Annotated in this window: 21 protein-coding genes; 9 read left to right on the forward strand and 12 right to left on the reverse strand. The window is 57.5% G+C overall.

All coding sequences use genetic code 11. The features are described 5' to 3' along the window. Positions 1–4: 4 nt before the first annotated feature. Together ACYZUD_RS02200 and ACYZUD_RS02205 are read right to left on the reverse strand one after the other, a co-directional pair. On the reverse strand, positions 5–805 hold the full coding sequence (locus tag ACYZUD_RS02200; RefSeq protein WP_462022390.1) for a sugar phosphate isomerase/epimerase family protein: 801 nt from the start codon (positions 803–805) through the stop codon (positions 5–7). Then, positions 802–1818, reverse strand: coding sequence for an LLM class oxidoreductase (locus ACYZUD_RS02205; protein WP_462022391.1), 1017 nt, complete (start codon positions 1816–1818; stop codon positions 802–804). Before ACYZUD_RS02205 ends, ACYZUD_RS02200 begins: the two co-directional genes overlap by 4 nt. 158 nt (positions 1819–1976) lie before the next feature. Here ACYZUD_RS02205 and ACYZUD_RS02210 point away from each other — a divergent pair, with 158 nt between their 5' ends. Beyond that, positions 1977–2858 (forward strand): LysR family transcriptional regulator, encoded by an 882-nt coding sequence (locus ACYZUD_RS02210; protein ID WP_462022392.1) that lies wholly within the window; start codon positions 1977–1979, stop codon positions 2856–2858. 81 nt (positions 2859–2939) lie between these two features. Here ACYZUD_RS02210 and ACYZUD_RS02215 read toward each other — a convergent pair whose 3' ends face one another. From ACYZUD_RS02215 to ACYZUD_RS02230, 4 genes are read right to left on the reverse strand one after another with little or no spacing between them, the layout of a single operon-like run. Continuing rightward, positions 2940–3341 (reverse strand): DoxX family protein, encoded by a 402-nt coding sequence (locus ACYZUD_RS02215; RefSeq protein ID WP_134101522.1) that lies wholly within the window; start codon positions 3339–3341, stop codon positions 2940–2942. Between the two features lie 18 nt (positions 3342–3359). Continuing rightward, the gene (locus ACYZUD_RS02220) at positions 3360–4031 is read right to left on the reverse strand and encodes an alpha/beta hydrolase (RefSeq protein WP_462022393.1); all 672 of its coding nucleotides are present in this window, start codon (positions 4029–4031) and stop codon (positions 3360–3362) included. Further along, positions 4024–4866: a DODA-type extradiol aromatic ring-opening family dioxygenase gene (locus ACYZUD_RS02225; protein ID WP_462022394.1), complete on the reverse strand. Its 843-nt coding sequence runs from the start codon at positions 4864–4866 to the stop codon at positions 4024–4026. Before ACYZUD_RS02225 ends, ACYZUD_RS02220 begins: the two co-directional genes overlap by 8 nt. A gap of 20 nt (positions 4867–4886) precedes the next feature. Next, positions 4887–5516, reverse strand: a complete 630-nt coding sequence (locus ACYZUD_RS02230; RefSeq protein WP_462022395.1) for an NADPH-dependent F420 reductase — start codon at positions 5514–5516, stop codon at positions 4887–4889. A 109-nt stretch (positions 5517–5625) separates the two neighbouring features. On the opposite strand from ACYZUD_RS02230, the gene ACYZUD_RS02235 reads away from it, so the two are divergent. Further along, positions 5626–6525 (forward strand): LysR family transcriptional regulator, encoded by a 900-nt coding sequence (locus ACYZUD_RS02235; RefSeq protein WP_462022396.1) that lies wholly within the window; start codon positions 5626–5628, stop codon positions 6523–6525. Between the two features lie 145 nt (positions 6526–6670). On the opposite strand, the gene ACYZUD_RS02240 is transcribed toward ACYZUD_RS02235, so the two are convergent. Beyond that, the gene (locus tag ACYZUD_RS02240) at positions 6671–7624 is read right to left on the reverse strand and encodes an alpha/beta fold hydrolase (RefSeq protein ID WP_462022397.1); all 954 of its coding nucleotides are present in this window, start codon (positions 7622–7624) and stop codon (positions 6671–6673) included. Positions 7625–7791: 167 nt separating this feature from the next. On the opposite strand from ACYZUD_RS02240, the gene ACYZUD_RS02245 reads away from it, so the two are divergent. Further along, complete coding sequence (locus tag ACYZUD_RS02245) at positions 7792–8700, forward strand: LysR family transcriptional regulator (RefSeq protein ID WP_462022398.1); 909 nt, start codon at positions 7792–7794, stop codon at positions 8698–8700. 140 nt (positions 8701–8840) lie between these two features. Beyond that, positions 8841–9635, forward strand: coding sequence for an SDR family NAD(P)-dependent oxidoreductase (locus tag ACYZUD_RS02250; RefSeq protein ID WP_462022399.1), 795 nt, complete (start codon positions 8841–8843; stop codon positions 9633–9635). Between the two features lie 129 nt (positions 9636–9764). Here ACYZUD_RS02250 and ACYZUD_RS02255 read toward each other — a convergent pair whose 3' ends face one another. From ACYZUD_RS02255 to ACYZUD_RS02270, 4 genes are all read right to left on the reverse strand, one after another. Then, a complete protein-coding gene (locus ACYZUD_RS02255; protein WP_462022400.1) occupies positions 9765–11150 on the reverse strand; it encodes an MFS transporter in 1386 nt (461 codons plus the stop codon). 91 nt (positions 11151–11241) lie between these two features. Continuing rightward, positions 11242–11856 (reverse strand): nitroreductase family protein, encoded by a 615-nt coding sequence (locus tag ACYZUD_RS02260; protein ID WP_462022401.1) that lies wholly within the window; start codon positions 11854–11856, stop codon positions 11242–11244. Between the two features lie 72 nt (positions 11857–11928). Continuing rightward, positions 11929–12282: a putative quinol monooxygenase gene (locus ACYZUD_RS02265; protein WP_462022402.1), complete on the reverse strand. Its 354-nt coding sequence runs from the start codon at positions 12280–12282 to the stop codon at positions 11929–11931. A gap of 84 nt (positions 12283–12366) precedes the next feature. Next, a complete protein-coding gene (locus ACYZUD_RS02270; RefSeq protein ID WP_201021264.1) occupies positions 12367–12564 on the reverse strand; it encodes a tautomerase family protein in 198 nt (65 codons plus the stop codon). A gap of 164 nt (positions 12565–12728) precedes the next feature. On the opposite strand from ACYZUD_RS02270, the gene ACYZUD_RS02275 reads away from it, so the two are divergent. Beyond that, positions 12729–13631 (forward strand): LysR family transcriptional regulator, encoded by a 903-nt coding sequence (locus ACYZUD_RS02275; RefSeq protein WP_462022403.1) that lies wholly within the window; start codon positions 12729–12731, stop codon positions 13629–13631. Between the two features lie 65 nt (positions 13632–13696). On the opposite strand, the gene ACYZUD_RS02280 is transcribed toward ACYZUD_RS02275, so the two are convergent. Beyond that, positions 13697–14596, reverse strand: a complete 900-nt coding sequence (locus tag ACYZUD_RS02280) for a LysR family transcriptional regulator (protein WP_462025169.1) — start codon at positions 14594–14596, stop codon at positions 13697–13699. A gap of 148 nt (positions 14597–14744) precedes the next feature. Here ACYZUD_RS02280 and salA point away from each other — a divergent pair, with 148 nt between their 5' ends. The 4 genes from salA to ACYZUD_RS02300 all read left to right on the forward strand — a co-directional run bounded on the left by salA (position 14745) and on the right by ACYZUD_RS02300 (position 19713). Next, positions 14745–16028 carry a salicylate 1-monooxygenase gene (gene salA, locus ACYZUD_RS02285; RefSeq protein WP_462022404.1) on the forward strand — a complete coding sequence of 428 codons (1284 nt, stop codon included), beginning with the start codon at positions 14745–14747 and terminating at the stop codon, positions 16026–16028. A 72-nt stretch (positions 16029–16100) separates the two neighbouring features. Continuing rightward, positions 16101–17039, forward strand: coding sequence for a catechol 1,2-dioxygenase (gene catA, locus ACYZUD_RS02290; RefSeq protein ID WP_462022405.1), 939 nt, complete (start codon positions 16101–16103; stop codon positions 17037–17039). A 45-nt stretch (positions 17040–17084) separates the two neighbouring features. Beyond that, positions 17085–18233 (forward strand): NAD(P)-dependent alcohol dehydrogenase, encoded by a 1149-nt coding sequence (locus tag ACYZUD_RS02295; protein ID WP_462022406.1) that lies wholly within the window; start codon positions 17085–17087, stop codon positions 18231–18233. 28 nt (positions 18234–18261) lie between these two features. After that, a complete protein-coding gene (locus ACYZUD_RS02300; RefSeq protein ID WP_462022407.1) occupies positions 18262–19713 on the forward strand; it encodes an aldehyde dehydrogenase in 1452 nt (483 codons plus the stop codon). Positions 19714–19797 lie beyond the last annotated feature (84 nt).

Raw genomic sequence — 19797 nt, forward strand, 5'->3', positions numbered from 1 at the left:
TGGCTCAGTGAGGCGAGTCGGTCAGGACGGCCCATTCAGGGTGGGCGGTCAACCGTTGCTCCATGGAACGGAACGCAGTGACCGAGCGGCGCAAGTTGCCGTAGACGTCGCCGCCCATGCTTTCCCAGCCGAGGACGCCAAAACGTCCGGCAAAGCCCCGACGCTCCAGGGCGCCCAACAGCACGAAGTTGTCCATTTCACCCTCATCAAGCGGTTCGATGGTGGCCAGGCCGCCCCATCCAAGGGGGGATCGCCGAGTGCCGGCAATGTTCACTTGTTTCAGCCATGGCCAAACTGCGTCAAGGCGCTGCTCCAGAGCATGTTCCTCAGTCGCGTACCAGTGATATCCGTTGAACACGATGTTGAGACGCGGATGGTTGAACTCTCTGCATAGCGCCACCGCCTCGGTGGTCGTCTGCATGCCATAGCGGGCGTGCGGGTACAAGCTGATCTCCAGGCCTCGGCGCTCGCAGATCGGCAGCAGGCGCTCGAGCATTCGGCGGTCAAAGTTCGTGACTTCGTCGCCGGAGTGCAGGGCCAGTTCGATTGTGGTGCAGCCCTCGATGGTCTCGAAGATGTTGGTCACAAACGATTCCAGGCCCTTGCGATAGATCAGGTAGACCGCGCCCACGTCCAGGCCCCAGGTGGGTTTAACCTGGGCGATCGACTTCAGGTCTTTGCTCCAGGCGGACATCGTCAGCCCCTGGTAGCCGAGTTCGGCGAGCATCTCGCACTGCGCTGCCAAGGGATAGGTCCCCAGGGTTGTCTGAAAAATGAAATCCATATGATGCAGTGGACGATTCATGAGTAGGCCTGCGCTGGCACTGGTTCGATGGGTAACGACGCACTTGGAAAGTGCGGCAAGAGGTATTCGCCTAGCTCGTCGATGACATCCGAGGCGTGGCGTCGCTGAGGTTTGAAGTGCAGGGCAACGTGACCGACGCCCTGATCCTGTTGGCGTTTCCAATGTTCAATCAGCGCATTTCGCCCGGCCCGCAGCACGCGGCCCGCTTGGACGGGATGGTTTGGATCACGGTCCAGGTCAAACAGGGTGCCGTAGCCATAGGGTTTGTAGACGTTGGCGCCACAGGCGGCACGCCAACGTTCGATGATTTGCGGAATCAGGGCCGGATTGGAGATGTAGGAAAGAATGCCGTCCGTATTTTCTCCAATCCACTCCAGCGACTGGCCGGCCTGGCCAACGATAATGGTCGGCATGCGTGAGCCTACCGGTTTGGGAATCAGGTCGATCTCTCCATTCAACTGGCCATAAAACCGCGACGGGTGCACGGCCCAGTGTGTTTCCGTCGTGGCGCGAATGATTGCCAGCGCGTCACGGAACCGCTCGGCACGGTTGCCGAAGTCGAGTCCGAAGGCGGGGTATTCCACCGGCCGATCGCCCGTGGCCAGGCCCAGAATAAAACGTCCCCCAAGCAACTGATCGATGCTCGCGGCCTGCTTGGCAACGATCAACGGATCGCGCAAGGGGAGGACGATGCCGGCGGTGCCGATGGCAATCTGCTTGGTCACGGCAGCGAGGAAGCCGGCATAGACCAGCGGATCAAGGATTTGCCCCACGTCACCGAAGTTCGGATCGTAAAACGGCACGTCCCGTAGCCAAATCGCGGAAAAGCCCGCTTCGTCAACCCGCTGGGCCAGCTGTGCGTGATCCTGCAGAGTCGGGCCTGGGCTATTAGGATAGCTTTCCAACGGCGCGATAAAGCCGAAGGTCAAATGGCCGGGTTGGAAAACGCGCGCGTAGCCGGGGTGTTGTTTGAACTCCGGCGCAAGTTTGTAGGTGGAAGACATCGAAGTCATTCGAGGGCTCTCGTGTAGTCAGATGACGGTGACTTCGCAGTGCGATATAGCGGGGTGAAGTCACAATGGCGGTGACTATAGGTTGTATGATGCGAAAGAAAAATAGGATGAAGTTCCGAACATTTGCGAATAAAACGCTCAAATAGATTGAGGTGGACATGGATCATTTTGGGGCGCTCGGCGCGTTCGTTCATGCCGCGCAAACGCGCAGCTTTACCGAAGCTGGACGCAGAACCGGCGTGTCTTCATCGGCCGTTGGTAAGGCGGTTGCGCGACTGGAGGAAGAGCTTGGCGTACGGCTGTTTCACCGATCCACGCGCGCCATTACCCTGACGTCCGAAGGCAGCCTGTTTCTGGAACGCTGCCATCGAATTTTTGCGGAGTACGAGGTTGCCAAGCGAGAGCTCACCCAGGCTGCTGGCAAGCCCCAGGGGAAGTTGCGCCTCGGTTTGCCACAACTGGGCATGAGGTTGATGCCTCACTTGATTGCGTTTCAGCAGGCGTATCCCGAAGTGGAGTTGGAACTGGAGTTCAGTGATCGGTTGGTTAACGTGATCGAGGAGGGTTTTGATGCCGTGATGCGTATCGGTGAGGTTGAAGACTCGCGCCTGATGATGCGCAAGCTCAACGGCTACAGTCATCGTCTGGTCGCGTCTCCACACTATCTTTCAAGCCGGGGTGTTCCATCACGGCCATCGGAACTGTCCAGCCATTCATGCCTGCGTTACCGATACCCCACCAGCGGTAAACTCGACCCTTGGCCTCTGGTGTCAAAAAAGGGACAGGACAGTGTTGAACTGGGACAGTCGGCTACCGCCAACGCGATTGAACCGTTGTTGGCAATGGCTGAGGCGGGACAAGGTATAGCGTGCCTCCCTGACTTTTTTGTCGAGGACGCCATTGCAGACGGACGATTGGTGCCTGTATTGGATCGCTACGTTCGCGACCACCGTACCTTCAGCATTCTCTGGCCATCGAGTCGTCATCCGTTACCCAAGATAAAGGCCTTTGTAAGCTTTATGACATCGCGTCTGACGTGAGGCGGTACGGTTGACCCGAGCGCAAACTGCCGATGCTCCGGAGAACTCCGCAGCGTCGGCAGTTTTTGAGTCCGCAGTGACTTACGCTTTGTTGGAGGCCTTTGCCGCAAAGACGCCGTCGCCCAGCAAGGCTACTACCAGTGCGGTGACGCTCAGGTAAATCGGGTATTCCCAGCCGCCATTGGCGTTGGTGAAGCTCCAGCCATTGCCGAAGTGGACGGTCGCGGCCACGAACAGCTGAACCACTGCCAGAGCGGCTACCCAGCGCGAATAAACTCCCAGCACCAGCATCAAACCACCGATCACTTCAAAGGCCATGACCGGGTAGGCCAGGAAGCCCGGGAAGCCGATGGACTCAAAGAAGCCCGCAGTGCCTGCCGGGGTGAAGACAAAGACTTTGGTCAGGCCGTGGGCAATGAACATAATGCCCAGTGCCAGGCGCATAACGAAGGCAGCGTATGGTGCGGTACGTGTGTCGATCATGGTGCAGCTCCTTTTTGTTTACTTGGAGAGTGACAGCGTGTTGGTCAGCCATTGCGAGAAGTCCGCCAGTTCTTCAGCGACGATCTCGTGGGCCATGTCGTATAAATGCGTTTCGTGGGCGACGCCGATTCGACTCAGCCATTCGTCCGCTTCTTTCGCCCAAGCCACTGGTAGTACGTTGTCCTGGTGACCATGGGCGATGAAAGCGTTGATGGACTGGAGTCGATCGGCCGAAGCAATCCGAGGATCAAGTTCGCGCAGCATCCGGCCGCTCAATATTGCAAATCCGGCAACCAGCTCGGGCTCGGTGACCCCGAGGCTCGCGCTCATGATGCCGCCCTGGCTGAAGCCGGCGATCACGGTCGGTAGCGTGGGCAGCGCTTCGATAAAGTGGTGCAACAGTTGCCGGGCGGCCTCTGCCTGTTCTTGATTGAATGAAGGGCCGTTGCTGGTGAAGTTCACCTGGTACCAGGCGAAGCCTTGTGGGCCAACCTGCAGCGGGCCGCGGAGCAGAATGACTTCCAGCTCCTCGGGCAGGGACGCGGCCAATGACGCGAGATTCGCTTCATTTGACCCGACGCCATGCAGCAGAAGCAGCCGGCCCTTAGGCGCCGATGTACTGCAACCCTTGCGGAAAAACAGGCCCGTTTGCGGCTCGCGAGCTGCTTCGGAAAAAGAGGTGTCACGCATGATCTGTAACGCCTTGGCTAGGTTGAATTGAGTCGAATCCAACAGGGTTGTTTGAGGAAAATAGATAGCTGTCCATCGCCAGTACCCCGTAGCTCACGCCGCCTTCCAGAACTCGAGTCTCGTAGTGTTCGCCGGCCGCACCGAGGGCGATGAGCAGCGGTAAAAAATGCTCATCCGTCGGATGGGCACGTTCGGCTGAAGGTGCGTGCTGCTTATAGTCCAGCAGGAAATCGGTGTTGCCCGCCTGCAGGGTTTGGGCTGTCCAGGCTGCAAACGCTTTCACGTAGTCGGCGCCATGGGTGGCCGCCCCCCGAAACTCATACAAGTTATGGGTCAGGCTTCCGGAAGCCACGATCAGCACATTCATATCCCGCAGTGGCTTGAGGGCTTGGCCCAGTTTCCAGGCGTGGTGGGTATCGAGGCCGGCAGGCATCGATACCTGAACGACGGGTATGTCTGCCTCAGGGGCCAGATACAGCAGTGGCACCCAGGCGCCGTGGTCCAGTCCTCGACGGTCGTCAAGCCGGGACTTCCATCCCGCATTCTGCAGCAGATCCACGATATGGGCGGCCAGGGCCGGAGCGCCCGGTGCGGGGTAGCGCAACTGGTACAAGGCGTCGGGAAATCCACCGAAGTCGTGAATGGTTTCAGGGGCGGTGCTCGCCGTAACGCTGACTTCGCCACGAGTCATCCAGTGCGGTGAAAGGATGACGATGGCATCAGGTCGCGGCAGTTCGCGACCGAGCTCAGCCAGCCGCTGACCAGCCAGACCGGGCTCGATGGCAAACATTGGAGCACCATGAGACACAAACAACAGGGGGAACGAAGTGTTCATGGTGAAGTGCTCCGAAGTGATTACTTGTTAAGCCAGACCGGTGCGATGGCGGTGCCCAGGCCGGCGCCGTAGCCGAGATAGATATTCAGGCCTGCCAATGGCTCCAGGTAACGGGCGTTGATCAGTCCACCAGCGTCCACTGTCTTCCAGCCCAGGCTGTGTGCCAGGGCAATCGCGGTCTGCTTGGCGCGCTCACTGTCACTGGCGACGAACACACTGCCACGCTGGTTTTCCGAGAATGTTGGGCCGTCGGCAAGCACTTGAGCGAACAGGGTGTTGAACGCTTTAACGACATGGGCCTGAGGCACTGCTTTGGCAATTTCTTCACCGGCGCTTGTCACGTGACCGATGGTCAGCGACATGTAGTCGGCGCTTAGTGGGTTGGTGATGTCGATAACCACCTTGCCCGTCAGGTCGCCCAGGCTTTGCAAGGCTTTGGCGGCGTCTTCGTAGGCGGTTGCAATAACAACGACGTCGCTATCACCCAGTGCCTCTGCCGCCGAATAGGCGTCGACATTGTCAAACTGAGCGGCCAGGACTTTAGCCTTGTCGATGTCGCGGCCCGTGACACGAACGATATGGCCGGCGCTGGACAGCTGTTTTGTGAACGCCGAACCCATGTTGCCGGTACCCAAAACTGTAATTTTCATAGCGACCTCATTTGCGTTGATGTGCGTTTCGATGGGCTCAGTTTATAGGTTGTGAAAACGAGATAAATAAGGCTGAATATGATTAACCGTTCCACTTAGTGAGATAATGATGGACAGAGCATTGGAGATGCAGGTCTTCTGCACCGTCGTCGATAAAGGCAGTTTTGTAGGCGCGGCCGAACCGTTGGAGATGTCCAAGGCGGCCATCTCGCGCTATGTGAGCAGCCTGGAAGAACGGCTCGGTGCGCGGCTTTTGCATCGCACGACCCGCCGGCTTTCATTGACGGAGGAGGGGCGCCAGTTTTACCACCTGGCGCGGGAGGTGCTGGCGCTGATGGATCAGGCCGAGGAGGCTGTTTCGTCCACCGCGCCGGAACCCAGTGGCGTGTTGCGGGTGAATGCACCGGTCAGTTTCGGAGTGCTGCACTTGGCGCCGCTATGGGGCGACTTCATGAAGGCCTACCCCAATATCGAGTTGGACATCAGCTTGAACGACCGACTGGTTGACCTGGTGGAAGAGGGATTCGATGCGGCTGTTCGCATTGCCCGCATGGAAAACTCTTCGCTGGTCGGGCGTCGTCTGGCGGGCACGCGGATGTGCTTGTGCGCTTCACCCGATTACCTGGCAAGTCACCCAGAGGTGCGCACTTTGTCTGACCTGACAGAACACGGCGTGATTGCCTATACCAACTTCGCCAGCGGCAATGAATGGCAGTTCCAAGGCCCTGACGGCAGCGAAAGTGTGCGCACCCGCTCGATTGTTCGCTGCAACAATGGCGATACCTGTCGCAGTATCGCGCTATCGGGCGGAGGCATATCCCTGCAACCCAGCTTTATGGTGAGTGAGGACTTGAGGGGCGGGACCTTGGTGGAAATCTTGCCTGAGTACCGATCCGTCGAGTTAGGCATCTACGTGGTATATCCCACCCGCAAGCACTTGGCGAGCAAGGTTCGGGTGCTGATTAATTTTTTGGCTGAGCGATTTATCAACCCTCAATGGGAGCAGTAGAAACCGTTTAGAGTAAAAAAAACCGGCTGACCAAAGGGCAGCATTCAGCCGGGCAAAAGGAGCTTTGCATTATTAGCGTGCAAGGCGTTGTCGCCGTCTCTTCTGGCGGCCGCGCAGCTTGTGGAGAAAGGAAGGAGGGCTTAACTCACGGTGTATCCAAAAAGCTACGCAGATCGGCAGTGAATTTTTCCGGATTCTTGAACGCCAGAAAATGGTCGCCTTGTTCGGCTTTGCTGTACACATACAGCACGGAGTCATTGATGACCGAGTCCATCCAGCGCTGACTTTCCAGCCAGTCGCTGTATTCCCCGGTGAAAATGGCCGTTGGAACATCAATCTTGAATTGGATGACATCTCGCCAATCGTTCGTGGCGTGATCGAAAAGTACGAGCCCTGTAAACGCCATGTCATCCTTCACAACCGCCTGTGCCAGACTCACGGCGTTATGAAAGTAGGGCGAGTCCAGGGCCATGGCCCGTTCAACAACCCGGCTTCCCGAGATCAACCGGTTGGTGGGCGTCATGTTGACGTAGGACGCAATCATGCGCTCAGGCGAAGTGGTGAAAGCACCTGCTTCCACTCGCTGCTGCTCCGTCCAGTCGGCATGGCAATAGATCGATGGCGCCTGGTCAATGATGCTTAACGTCCGTATGCCTTGCGTGCCGAATAGGTCGATGTAGGCCCACATGACGGATGCGCCCATTGACCAACCGCAGTAGTCGGCTTCGGACAAGTTCAGGTGCTCTGCAAACTCTTTCACATCCATGGCGTAACGTGAAATCCGGTTACCGAACGCGGCCCTCTCGGAAATACCCTGGTTTCGAACGTCCAGCACGTACACGTGGTAATGCTTGCTCAGGATGTGCATGAGGTGGAAGTACATCGCGCCGTTTGCCGACCAGCCAGGTATGAAAATCAGTGGATGACCTGCACCCGCTTCCCAATACCCCAGGTTGACATGGTCGCTAGTAACAAAGCTGCTGAGTTTCAGCTCGTCGAAGTCCGAGACGCGGAACGCTTGACCAATGATTTCGTGTGGAAAGTAAAAGTCTTCGCCGAGCAATGTGGGGAGCGATTGATTTTTCAGCGGGTATTTCACAGTCCAATCCTTTGTTGTTCAAAAAAGGTGTTTAAACACTTCACCCAAGAGCCGACCGTGGTTGCGCCGCACCTGGTACAGCGATTAGCTGCGAGGCGACGATAGAGCTTGGACAGTACCGAGATAAATACTCAAAATGCCTGAACATTCGAAACGGATCATTGGTAATGGATCGTCTGAGTAGCATGGCGGCGTTTGTCAAAGCCGTGGAGATGGGGTCTTTCAGTGCCGCTGGAGACGCGCTGCAAATGTCTGCGCAACTGATCGGCAAGCACGTTCATCATTTGGAGCAGCACCTTGGTGTACGTTTGTTGAATCGCACCACTCGGCGTCAAAGCCTTACGGACTTCGGGCGCGAATTCTACGAACGCTCCAAGTCCATTTTGGCGGAAGTAGAAACCGCCGAAAATATGGCTGCCGAAACTCAGGCCTCGCCCAACGGTCGCCTAAGGATCAATGCACCCGTTAGTTTCGGCATGCAGTCGCTTGCGCCAAGGCTGCCTGAGTTTATGCAGGCCAATCCTATGGTCAGTGTTGAATTGACCCTGGCCAATCGTGCCGTCGACCTGATCGACGAAGGCTTCGATGTTGTTTTCAGGGTGGGTCAACTCTCTGACAGTGGCCTTGTCGCAAGGGCCTTGGCACCCTATAGGCTTATTCTGTGTGCAGCGCCGTCCTATCTGAAAGACAAACCCCCGATTGAAACACCGTGGGATCTTAAAAAGCATGAATGCCTGGGTTTTTCACACACTGAACTGCGCACCCATTGGACGTTTAATGGGCCTGAAGGAAAGATCATTGTTCCGGTCGGCAGCCGGTTGATGGCTGATCACGGTGAGCCGCTTTTATGCGCCGCGCTGGCCGGATTGGGAATACTGCTTCAACCGGTTGAGCTTGTACGCAACTCGTTGCTGCAAGGTGAGCTGGTCGCTTTATTGCCCGATTACCCACCACCCAGTCGGCCCTTGCATGTTCTGTTCGCGCCCGACCGCAGGCTGACACCTAAACTGCGTAGTTTTCTCGACTTCGCGACGCTTGCCTTTGGCGCCGACGCTGTTGAGCCGGAGGAGTTTTGAAACAGGCTGTTGTAAATCCCCATCCGGAATTGACGTTTATCAGCGCTTGATCAGGCAATAGAGTGTCAACTTTGTTTTCTACGTAGAACGTAGGAGCTCCTGACGGGTAAAAATGCCCGTTCATTCTTGATGGAGGGATCATGAACATCCTGTTGAACACCAAGCGCGCCCTGGTTACAGCCTCCACCGGCGGTATCGGTTTCGCGGTTGCCAAAGGGCTCGCACAAGCCGGCGCAGCCGTCGTCATCAACGGACGCAGCGAACGCTCTGTAAATGATGCGGTTGCTCGATTGCTCGCAGCGGTGCCTGACGCAGCAGTCAGTGGTATCGCTGCAGACATTAGTAGCTCGGAGGGGGTTGAAGCCTTGTTGATGGGTATCAGTGGCATCGACATTCTTGTCAACAATGCAGGCATCTATGAGCCACAAGATTTTTTTGAAACTAGCGATGAGGTTTGGAACAACTACTGGCAAACCAACGTAATGTCGGGCGTCCGTTTAAGTCGCGCGCTGCTTCCTGCCATGGTTGAGAGTGGTTGGGGGCGGGTGGTTTTTGTCGCTTCCGAATCCGCACGAAACATTCCCGCAGACATGATCCACTACGGCGTATCTAAAACAGCGCAACTGGCGTTGGCGCGTGGCTTGGCCAAACGAGTCGCTGGTAGCGGTGTCACTGTAAATAGCGTACTCCCCGGACCCACGCTATCCGATGGCGTTGCTGAAATGATGAAGGGAGAGGTTGAGCGCACTGGCAAATCGCTCGAGTCGGTTGTTTCGGAGTTCGTCATGCAGCATCGACCGACTTCGATCATCCAGCGCGCTGCAACCGTTGAAGAAGTCGCCAACATGATCATTTATGTCTGTTCGCTGCAGGCGTCAGCTACAACAGGGGCGGCGCTGAGGGTAGATGGCGGCGTAGTCGACGACATCGTCTGATTGTCTGTTGCGCTTCCTCGATGATTATCTGCTACAGAATTGGGTGCGTGGTGGGTAAGCGTTAAATCGGATCGGAGGAGTCGGTGACAAACAGTTCGTTGCTGGCTCTTTTTCGCCGTTTAAATCCAGTCATTTTGAGAGGTGCACTGGCACCCGGGAATGGCGGGAAACATACAGATTCACACCTACGCACAAAAGTAAGGTCAACGCGGATAGCAGCATTGCGCTCGATATTCCGTAGGAGAATGACGCCCTGTCTGTGTGGGCGATCATTGTGCCGAAAACTGCTACGCCGATCACACCACCCAGTTGCCTGGCAGACGCCATCAAGCCAGAAGCTATTCCTGCATCGTGCTGGGTGACAGACGAAAGCATCGAGTTTGTAATGGAAGGCACCGACATAGCGCTGCCGATTCCCACAAGCATGAGCGCACCATTAAGCAGCCACAGAGAGTTGATTGAAGTGGTTTGCGACAGCGCGATGAACCCGACGATCTGAACCGTGAAACCCGTCGTGATTATACGAGTGGCACTGAACCGCTTGGCGAACCGTGACGAGAGCATCGTTGAAAGTGTCAGCATCGCCGTCAGCGGGATAAACGACAATCCCGTTTTGAACGCGTCGTAGTGCAGGAATGTTTGAAAGTAAATGCTGAAAACAAAGACCGTTCCATAAAATGTCAGATTGATCGCAGCGCCTGCGAGCGCCATGCTCCCCAGCACTTTGTTTTTGGCCAAGTGAGCGGGCAGCATCGGATGTTTTACCCGACGCTCAATCAAAACAAATGCCACCGCACAGATTACGGCAATCGCCATCGCGGTGAGTGTTTCGATTACCCAGCCTTTTGCACTGGATTCGGTTAAGCCATAGGTCAGCGAGGCCAGGCAAATCGCAATACTGATTTGGCCTGGAATATCGACCTGCTTATCAACCCGAGGGGAGGCGGGGGCGTAGCGCAGGATCAGTCCGATAGCCAGCAGGCCGATCGGAATATTCAGCAGAAATACGCTTCGCCAGCCAAAGTACTCGATCATCAGGCCACCGATCACGGGACCGGCTGCCAGTGCGATACCACCGCAGGCGCCCCAGAGTGCAACAGCGGCACGACGTGCATCGGGGTCATGAAATGACACGCGAATCAGGGTGAGTGATGTCGGGATCAGCAAGGCCGCGCCCATGCCCTGCACGACACGCATCGTGATCATCATGGTCATGCTGTCGGCGAGACCACAGCCAATAGAGGCGAGGGTAAAGATAGCGAAACCCGCAGCGAAGACGGATTTTGCACCCCACTTGTCGCCCCATACGCCTCCCAGGATAAGCAAAGCAGAGAAAGGCAGTGCGTAGCTGTTGATGACCCACTGCAGGCCTGTAAGGTCGGTACCGAACGCGCTCTTAAGGGCGCCAAGGCCGACGTTAACCACGCTGACATCTAGTTGAACGACAAGAAATCCCAAACAGGCGGCGGTCAGAATCGCGCGTAACGAAGAGGGTGATTTGGATTCAGCGGTCACTGGTTCACAGCCCCAGGCATGTCGTGGTTGCGAGTCGATCAGCAGACGCCAGCGGAGTCAGGGCATGCCTGGCTATCGCTGGCAGCACTATTTACACGAACTGCAGAACGTCTTTAACGGCTTTACGCGGCTTTTGCGGCCAGTTGGTCGAGCCAGGATAGCCAACGGTAATCAGCATGACCGGGATCTCAGTCGCGGAGAGACCAAATGCCTGCGCCACTGCCGACTGGTCGAACCCGATCATGGGCGTCGAAACAAGGCCTTGGCCCTTGGCGGCGAGCATCAGGGTCATGGCGGCTAGCGAGCCTGAACGGATCGCTTCGTCGCGTTGCAACTGCGGGTTTTCCTGGTACATACCTTCAGCGGCGCCCACCCACATGTCGTAGATCGCCTGATCAATGATGCCTGCATCCAGGGTCGGTTTCAGGGCCGCAGGCAGGGTTTCATGGGGATTCAGCGTGCCACAGACTATAAAGGTCACGGCTGCATCCATGACTTTTTGTTGACCGTAGGCCAATGGCAGCAACCGCGCCTTTGCTTCGGTGCTGTGCACCGCCAGGAACTTCCAGTTTTGAAGGTTGAAGGCGGAGGGCGCGTGCGTAGCCAGATCGATCAGGTCGGTGACCTGTTGCTCCGTCAGCTGACGTTCAGTGTCGTAGCTGTTGGCGGAAATTCGAGACTTAATAACTTCAGCAATACCGGACATGGTGATCTCTTTGCGGGAAAGGGGATGCGCGCAGTCCCGGTTGTTGCCGTCGAGCCTGCGCAGTCAATGAACTTAGCGGCTGAAGCCGTCGAAAGGGGTCATGTACACAGCCCCGAATGGGTCCAGGCGTTTGCGGACTTCTGCGTCCGGTGTGCCGTAGACCACCAGGCTGGTCACGGTGCACAGTTCGAGGAAACGCTTACCGAACGGTGCAAAGGTGGTGTCTACGTGGCTGACGACGGCATCGGCGTTATAGCGTTCAAGGATGTGAACGGTGCTGTTGTCTTCGTTGACGCTGTATTCGTAAACCAGTGTGCCAGGCTCGGCGCTGGTGGCTGCAACGATTGTCGCGATCAGCGCCTTGAACTCGGAAAATTCTGCGGGTTTTACCGCAAGGGAGAACAGGCATGAAATATGTGGGTGCATGGATAGCTCTTCCGTCAGAGGCGTCATAAGAAGCCTGTTGAGGATGCATCGCTGGCCCAGCCGATGCATTCGATGCCGCTGGGGTCAGGATTTCTCGGGCGCGTCCCCGAACAGTTTGCCGGCGCCAGCCCAGTCCGAAGCTGCAACGTCTTCAAAGATGACGTAGATATAGCTGGCATCGGTACCGGTGTGCTTCACGATGCTTTCGGTGATGTCTGCGGCAACAGCGGCTTTTTGTGCGTGTTCTTTACCTTCGAACCAGCTCACACGTACGACGGGCATGATGGTGTCCTCTTGGGGCATTGATCTGGAGATAGGGGCGCGATGTGCAATCACGATCTGCACCGTTGTATTTCTAGAATTCATCCTACTGTCGAACGTTATGGCGATAAACAGCCTAAAACTATAATCTGGGTAGATTAAAACTCTACAATAGGCGAGCCAGCATGGTACCTATCGATTCGTTTCAAGGCGTCATCACGTTCGTCTTGGCTGCGCGCTCGACGAGCTTCACCCAGGCTGCCGAGCGCTTGGGCCTGTCAAAATCCGCTGTAGGAAAAGCCATTGCACGTCTGGAAGAGCGCTTGGGTACACAGCTGTTTCATCGCACCACTCGCCGGATTTCCCTGACCGCGGATGGTGAGGCCTATTTCGCGGCTTGCTCTACAGCACTTGAGGAGATTGGCGCCGCAGAGAGCGGGTTGGGGCCCGGCGGTGGTGAACCTTCCGGACGTCTGCGAGTGGACATTCCTGTGGCATTCGGTCGTCGTGTTGTCGCCCCGTTGCTGTTTGAGATCGCCAACAAGTACCCGGCTTTGCAACTGAACTTGACGTTTTCCGACCACCTGGTTGATCCCTTTGAGGAGGGGATCGATTTGTTGGTCCGCTTTGGAGAGCTGCAGGACACTAGCGGTCTGGTGGCGCGGCGGCTGACCCGGCAGCGCTGGGCCATTTGTGCCGCTCCCGACTACCTGAAGCGCTATGGTGTTCCGCAGACCCTTGAAGATCTGAGCCATCACCGTTGCATTGTCGGGCATCGACGCGGCCAGCCGTTGTCGTGGCGGGTCATGCAAGCGGGGCAGACCGTACGCTACGCGCCACCCTCGACCCATCAGATTGGTGACGGGGAAGCCATGATTCTCGCGGCAGTCGCCGGCACGGGGTTGTGCCAGATGCCGCGCAGCCTTTTCCAGGAGGATATCGAAGCGGGCAGGCTGGTGGAGGTTCTGCAAGTGTATGAACCAGAAGCTGTCGATGTGCATGCCGTCTGGCCAAAGGTGTCCCATCTGCGGCCGAAGGTCAGGTATGTGGTCGATGAGCTGGTCAAACTATGTGAGCACTGGCGGTGATGCAGGCTGCCGCCAGGTGAGTTCCATCGCTGGATGAGTACCGCCGCTCCATCAGCCTTCATCACTCAATCGCTGAACAGATCAAACATCAGTTGCCGGAACCATTTGTTGGCCGGGTCCCGATTGTATTTACCGTGCCAGAACAAGTTGATGGCGATCTCGGGCAGCGGTAAAGGCAACGGCAGGCTCGTCAGTCCGAAGGGGCCGGCGCAGCTGTTGGCGAAACGCTCAGGTACCGTGGCGATCAGGTCGGTGTTCTGCAGGATATGACCGACCGCGACAAAGTGTGGAACCTCCAGTCGAATGTCTCGTTGTAGACCGGCCCGCTGCATATGCGTATCGATCTCTCCATGCCCCGTGCTGGCGGCGATGATCCTGACATGCCCGAACTCGCAAAAGCGCTCCCGTGTCATGGGCTGTTCAGTGAGCGGGTGGTTCTTTCGGCATAAACAGACGTAGCGATGGTGGAACAGGCGCCTCTGGTAGAAGCCCGCTTGCAGATCCGGCAGCAATCCCACGGCCAGATCCACCTCGCCATTGGCCATTTTCTCGGAAAGTTCGGTATTGCTGCGCAATGTGGTGACCGATATTCCGGGGGCCTGTTTGAGCAAGGCGTCGATCAACCGTGGCACAAAATAAATCTCCCCGATGTCGGTCATCGCCACGACAAAGCGCTTCTGGCTGGTCGAAGGATCGAACTCGTCATGGCGATTGATCGCGCCGTGCAGCAGGTTGATTGCCTGGGAGACTGGCTCGGCCAGTTGCGCGGCATAGGGCGTCGGCTGCATCCCCTGATGGGTGCGCACAAACAATTCGTCATTGAACGTGTTCCGTAAACGCTTGAGCGCATTGCTGACGGCGGGTTGGGTCAGCCCAAGGCTCTCGGCCGCAGCTGAAACATTTCGATCCACCAGCAATTGGTGAAAGATCACCAGCAGATTCAGATCCAGTTCACGCAGGTTCATCGCAAATTTTCTCGGCCTTGAGGCGGCTCTTGAAAGTGAATGAATATTCAGGTTGGTGATAGTTTGTATGGGGTTGAGGGCATTTATCAATGGTTTGTGAATAGTCATGATCGGGCTATTCCAAAAACAACACATAAGGTTTTCCCCCATGAGTAGCCCTCACTCTGTCTTGCAAGTGGGCATCGTCGGTGGCGGTATCGCTGGCGTCGCCTTGGCACTGGATCTTTGCCGTCATCAGCATCTGGATGTGAAATTATTTGAAGCTGCTCCCGCCTTCGGCGAGGTCGGCGCAGGTGTGTCCTTTGGTGCGAACGCCGTTCGGGCCATCGAAGGGCTGGGTATCGGCAAACCCTACGAACTCATCGCTGACCGCACCCCGCAACCGTGGCAAGACATCTGGTTTGAATGGCGTCGAGGCGTCGATGCCGGTTATCTCGGTGCCAGCGTTGCCCAAGGCGTCGGTCAGTCTTCCGTTCACCGCGCAGATTTCCTCGACGCCTTGGCCAAGCAATTGCCAGAAGGTATCGCCTGCTTCGACAAGCGTGCGGTTGGTGTCCATGAGACGGGGGACAGGGTCAGCGTGCAGTTCACTGATGGCACGGACTATCAGTGCGACCTTCTGATCGCCGCCGACGGTATCAAATCCTCGATTCGCGACTATGTGCTTCAGGGGCTGGGCCAGCCTTTGGTCGCGCCCCGATTCAGCGGAACCTGCGCCTATCGCGGAATGATCGACAGCGAGCAACTGCGCGCCGCCTATCGCACTGCGGGTGTTGATGAGCACCTGATCAACGTCCCGCAAATGTACCTGGGACTCGACGCCCACATCCTCACTTTTCCGGTCAAGCAGGGCCGATTGATCAACGTGGTTGCATTCGTTTCTGATCGCACCGACCCCAACCCGGTATGGCCGCAAGACACACCTTGGGTCAAAAGCACGAGCCAGGCGCAGATGCTGGAAGCGTTCTCCGAGTGGGGGGATGCCGTTCGCGTGCTGCTCGAGTGCATTCCCGAACCTACCCTCTGGGCACTTCACGAATTGGAGGAGCTTGCAGGCTATACCCATGGCCGCGTAGGGCTGATCGGTGACGCTGCCCACGCCATGCTCCCCCACCAAGGGGCCGGGGCGGGGCAGGGGCTGGAGGATGCCTGGCTGCTCGCGCGACTGCTGGGAGACTCTCGGGTGCTTCAACGTGATGCCCAAAGCGTGCTTGAGGTGTACGACGCTATCCGCAGACCTCGCGCCTGCCGTGTTCAGCGAACGTCCTGGGAAGCCGGCGAACTCTACGAGTTTCGAGACCGTCAGGTCGAAGACCAAGAACCCCTTCTGTCGACAACCCTGGCCAGTCGTTTCGACTGGCTGTGGAACCACGACATGCAATCGGACCTGGCAGAGGCTCGCACCCGACTCGGGTGGGTAGAGGCCATTTGATTGCGTTCCTGCAATGCGCCAGTTCCCAGAGGCTGGCGCGCTACACCCACAATAAAAATAGGTGAAATCTCTATGGCTGTCAGCATTTCCCATACCCCCCCAATGCTTGAGTTTTTCCAGGACGCAGCAGGGCTGAAGAACGCGGCGGGTAACCCGCGCAATAAACAAATCGTGTTACGTATTCTGCAAGAGACCGCCAGGCTCATTGAAGAACTGGAGATCAGTGATGGTGAGTTCTGGGCCGGTGTCGAATACATCAACCGCCTCGGCAAAAGCAACGAGGCCGGGCTGCTGGCGGCGGGGCTGGGGGTGGAGCACTTTCTGGATCTGCTCAACGATGCCAGGCAAGCCGAAGCCGGGCGCACCGGAGGAACACCGCGCACGATTGAAGGGCCTTTGTACGTAGCCGGCGCGCCGCTCAGTCAGGGCTATGCCCGTATGGATGATGGTGCCGAAGATGATGTCGCGACGCCTATGTTTGTCGAGGGTCAGATTCTGGATCTGCAAGGGCAGCCGATCGCTGGTGCCCTGGTAGACCTGTGGCAAGCCGACAGCCAGGGCAACTATTCCCACTTCGATAAAAGCCAATCCGAATTCAATTTGCGTCGTCGCATTGTGACCGACGCCGAGGGGCGTTATCGCGTCAGAAGCATCGTGCCGTCGGGCTACGGCTGTAACCCTCAGGGCCCGACCCAGGAGTGCCTCAACCAATTGGGCAGGCATGGCCAGCGTCCGGCGCATATCCACTTTTTCGTATCCGCCCCGGGCTACGAACACTTGACCACGCAGATCAACCTATCCAACGACGCTTACCTCTGGGATGACTTCGCTTACGCCACCCGGGATGGATTGATCGGTGAGGTGCAATTTATCGATGACCAAGCCTTGGCTGCGGCCCATCAAGTGCCAGGACGTTTTGCACAAATGACATTCGATTTTCAGCTGCGCCCGGCAGCCAACCTTGAGGCGGAGCAACGGAGCAATCGCCCGCGTGCTCTCCAAGAGGCGTAAGTCAAAGCTGCATACCCAGAAAAACTTATTAAAGAGGATAAAAGCATGTCCCAAAGCACTCTCACCCCCATCGAAGTAAAAGTCGCCGTGTTGCGTGAAGCCGGCGGCAAGCTCCAGCTCGAGCGCGCAGAGCTGGCTGTTCCGCGTGCCGACGAGGTCCGCGTGCGTGTCGTGGCTACAGGTGTCTGCCACACCGATATGGTCGTTCGCGATCAGCTCTTTCCAACGCCGTTGCCAATCATTTTGGGCCACGAAGGTGCGGGCGTGGTGGAGGCGGTGGGTGCTGCGGTGACGACCATCGCTCCTGGCGATCATGTGGTCATGACCTACATGTCCTGCGGCTTGTGCCTGCCCTGCGAAACAGGACACCCCGCGCATTGCTCGCATATGCACCCGCTGAACTTCGGCGGCGGGCGCCTCGACGGCAGTACGTCCACCTGCAGCTGTGCGACCGATGCACCGATACATGACCATTTTTTTGGCCAGTCTTCCTTTTCGACCTACGTCATCGCGAACGAGCGCAATGTCGTGAAAGTCTCCAAACAGGCTCCACTCGAACTGCTCGGCCCGTTGGGATGCGGCATTCAAACGGGCGCGGGTTCGGTACTCAAGGCCTTGCAGGTAGAGGCTGGAGCCAGCTTCGCCGCCTTCGGTGCTGGCGCGGTGGGCCTGGCCGCAGTGATGGCAGCCAAGGTTGCCGGTGCGACCACCATTATCGCCGTCGACGTCACGCCGAGTCGCTTGAGCCTGGCCCTCGAAGTGGGTGCTACCCACGTGATCAATAGCCGGGAAGAGGACCCGGTTCAGCGCATCCGCGAGATCACCGGCGGCGGCGTGAACTACAGCCTGGAATGCTCCGGGCGGGCGCAAGTGTTGCGTCAAGCGATCGATGCTCTCACCACGCTGGGCACATGCGGGATTGTAGGGGCGACCAAGATGGGCACGGAGGTGGCGTTCAACATCAACGACGTGATGATCCCCGGCAAGCGAATCATGGGCATTGTCCAGGGCGACGTGGTCGCTAACGCCTTCATTCCCATCCTCGTAGACCTGCACCTGCAAGGCCGCTTCCCGTTTGACAAGCTGTGCCGGTTCTACGCGTTTGACCAGGTCAATGAAGCGATGGCCGACAGCGAAAGCGGTATCACGATCAAACCGATTCTACGCATGCCGGCCCAGACCGACTTGTCGTGATTGTTCAGGCTCATTTAAGGACCCCAAGATGAATGTTCAGCTCGTAATCGACAATATCCCGCAAGATGCCTCGGATGGTAAAACCTACCAGCGGATCGACCCTGTCAGCGGCAAGGTCGTCACCACTGGCGCCGCGTGCAGCGTCGAAGATGCCCGGCGTGTTGCGGCTTCTTCGCAGCAGGCGTTCAAAACATGGTCGAAGGTCGGCCCTACCGAGCGCCGTCGCCTGCTGCTGGCGGCAGCCGACGTCCTGGAAAGCAAGATGGAGCTTTTCTGCAGAGTCATGGCAGAAGAGATCGGTGCTTCGCAGCTGTGGTCACAGTTCAATGTGGGGGCTTCGGCCAACCTGCTCCGTGAAGCCGCCGCACTCACAACGCAAATCAAGGGTGAAACCCTTGCCACCGACAAGCCCGGCACTTTATCGGTAACCCTGCGTCAACCCGCTGGCACGGTATTGAGCATCGCGCCGTGGAACGGCCCAGTTATCCTTGGCGCTCGGTCGATCGCTTACCCATTGGCGTGTGGCAATACCGTCATTTTCAAAGGCTCGGAAAATAGCCCGCGCACTCATGAGCTGCTGGCGCAGGCCTTCTATGAAGCGGGCTTTCCGCCCGGCGTGTTGAACTTCATCATCTCTGCGCCCGAAGATGCCGGTGCCGTGACGGAAGTGCTGATTGCCCACGATACGGTTCGCCGAGTGAATTTCACCGGTTCGACCAAAGTCGGCCGGATGATTGCCCAGACCAGTGCGAAATACCTTAAGCGCTGCCTGTTGGAACTGGGCGGCAAGGCGCCGTTTATCGTGCTCGATGATGCCGACCTGGATGGCGCAGTCAATGCCGCAGTGTTTGGCGCCTTTCTGTACCAGGGGCAAATTTGCATGTCGACTGAACGGTTTGTCGTCGACGAAGCCGTGGCGGACGAGTTTGTTGCGAAGTTTGCGCAGCGTATCCGCGGTCTTGAGCAGGGTAGTCCGGTGACCAACCCGGCCAGCGTTGTGGGCCCGATGATTTCCCAGGGCTCAGTGCTGCGCATCAACCAGTTGCTCGACGATGCCATCGGCAAGGGCGCGACTATTGTTGCCGGCGGGCTGGCGGAGCAGGCGCAAATGGCGCCGACGCTGGTGGACCGTGTGTCCTCGGCAATGGAGATCTACGATGAGGAAACTTTCGGCCCGGTCACCACGGTGGTGCGTGTCAAAGGTGCCGAGCAGGCGCTGGAAGTCGCTAACGACACAGCGTTCGGCCTCTCATCGGCGATTTTCAGTCGCAATGTCAGCCTTGCCCTGGACCTGGCCAGCCGGCTGGATGCCGGTTGCGTGCATATCAACGGTGCCACGGTGCAAAACGAGCCTCAGGCACCCTACGGCGGCATGAAGAACAGTGGCTATGGCCGGTTCGACGGCAGCGCCGTTATCGAAGAGTTCACCGAAGTGAAGTGGGTCACGGTCGAGCCCTCCGACCAACCTTATCCATTCTGACGTCAGGCCACGGTGACCGGCTCTTAGGAGTCGGTTACCGACACTCTTTGCTTCACGACGACACCTTGTGTTGCGGTAAGCGGT

The organism is Pseudomonas sp. XS1P51 (genome assembly GCF_054897845.1).

What these genes read in the sequence shown, in the direction of transcription:
- ACYZUD_RS02200 (WP_462022390.1), bottom strand. Translation starts at nt 805, where the DNA reads ATGAATCGTCCACTGCATCATATGGATTTCATTTTTCAGACAACCCTG.
- ACYZUD_RS02205 (WP_462022391.1), bottom strand. Translation starts at nt 1,818, where the DNA reads ATGACTTCGATGTCTTCCACCTACAAACTTGCGCCGGAGTTCAAACAA.
- ACYZUD_RS02210 (WP_462022392.1), top strand. Translation starts at nt 1,977, where the DNA reads ATGGATCATTTTGGGGCGCTCGGCGCGTTCGTTCATGCCGCGCAAACG.
- ACYZUD_RS02215 (WP_134101522.1), bottom strand. Translation starts at nt 3,341, where the DNA reads ATGATCGACACACGTACCGCACCATACGCTGCCTTCGTTATGCGCCTG.
- ACYZUD_RS02220 (WP_462022393.1), bottom strand. Translation starts at nt 4,031, where the DNA reads ATGCGTGACACCTCTTTTTCCGAAGCAGCTCGCGAGCCGCAAACGGGC.
- ACYZUD_RS02225 (WP_462022394.1), bottom strand. Translation starts at nt 4,866, where the DNA reads ATGAACACTTCGTTCCCCCTGTTGTTTGTGTCTCATGGTGCTCCAATG.
- ACYZUD_RS02230 (WP_462022395.1), bottom strand. Translation starts at nt 5,516, where the DNA reads ATGAAAATTACAGTTTTGGGTACCGGCAACATGGGTTCGGCGTTCACA.
- ACYZUD_RS02235 (WP_462022396.1), top strand. Translation starts at nt 5,626, where the DNA reads ATGGACAGAGCATTGGAGATGCAGGTCTTCTGCACCGTCGTCGATAAA.
- ACYZUD_RS02245 (WP_462022398.1), top strand. Translation starts at nt 7,792, where the DNA reads ATGGATCGTCTGAGTAGCATGGCGGCGTTTGTCAAAGCCGTGGAGATG.
- ACYZUD_RS02250 (WP_462022399.1), top strand. Translation starts at nt 8,841, where the DNA reads ATGAACATCCTGTTGAACACCAAGCGCGCCCTGGTTACAGCCTCCACC.
- ACYZUD_RS02260 (WP_462022401.1), bottom strand. Translation starts at nt 11,856, where the DNA reads ATGTCCGGTATTGCTGAAGTTATTAAGTCTCGAATTTCCGCCAACAGC.
- ACYZUD_RS02265 (WP_462022402.1), bottom strand. Translation starts at nt 12,282, where the DNA reads ATGCACCCACATATTTCATGCCTGTTCTCCCTTGCGGTAAAACCCGCA.
- ACYZUD_RS02270 (WP_201021264.1), bottom strand. Translation starts at nt 12,564, where the DNA reads ATGCCCGTCGTACGTGTGAGCTGGTTCGAAGGTAAAGAACACGCACAA.
- ACYZUD_RS02275 (WP_462022403.1), top strand. Translation starts at nt 12,729, where the DNA reads ATGGTACCTATCGATTCGTTTCAAGGCGTCATCACGTTCGTCTTGGCT.
- ACYZUD_RS02280 (WP_462025169.1), bottom strand. Translation starts at nt 14,596, where the DNA reads ATGAACCTGCGTGAACTGGATCTGAATCTGCTGGTGATCTTTCACCAA.
- salA (WP_462022404.1), top strand. Translation starts at nt 14,745, where the DNA reads ATGAGTAGCCCTCACTCTGTCTTGCAAGTGGGCATCGTCGGTGGCGGT.
- catA (WP_462022405.1), top strand. Translation starts at nt 16,101, where the DNA reads ATGGCTGTCAGCATTTCCCATACCCCCCCAATGCTTGAGTTTTTCCAG.
- ACYZUD_RS02295 (WP_462022406.1), top strand. Translation starts at nt 17,085, where the DNA reads ATGTCCCAAAGCACTCTCACCCCCATCGAAGTAAAAGTCGCCGTGTTG.
- ACYZUD_RS02300 (WP_462022407.1), top strand. Translation starts at nt 18,262, where the DNA reads ATGAATGTTCAGCTCGTAATCGACAATATCCCGCAAGATGCCTCGGAT.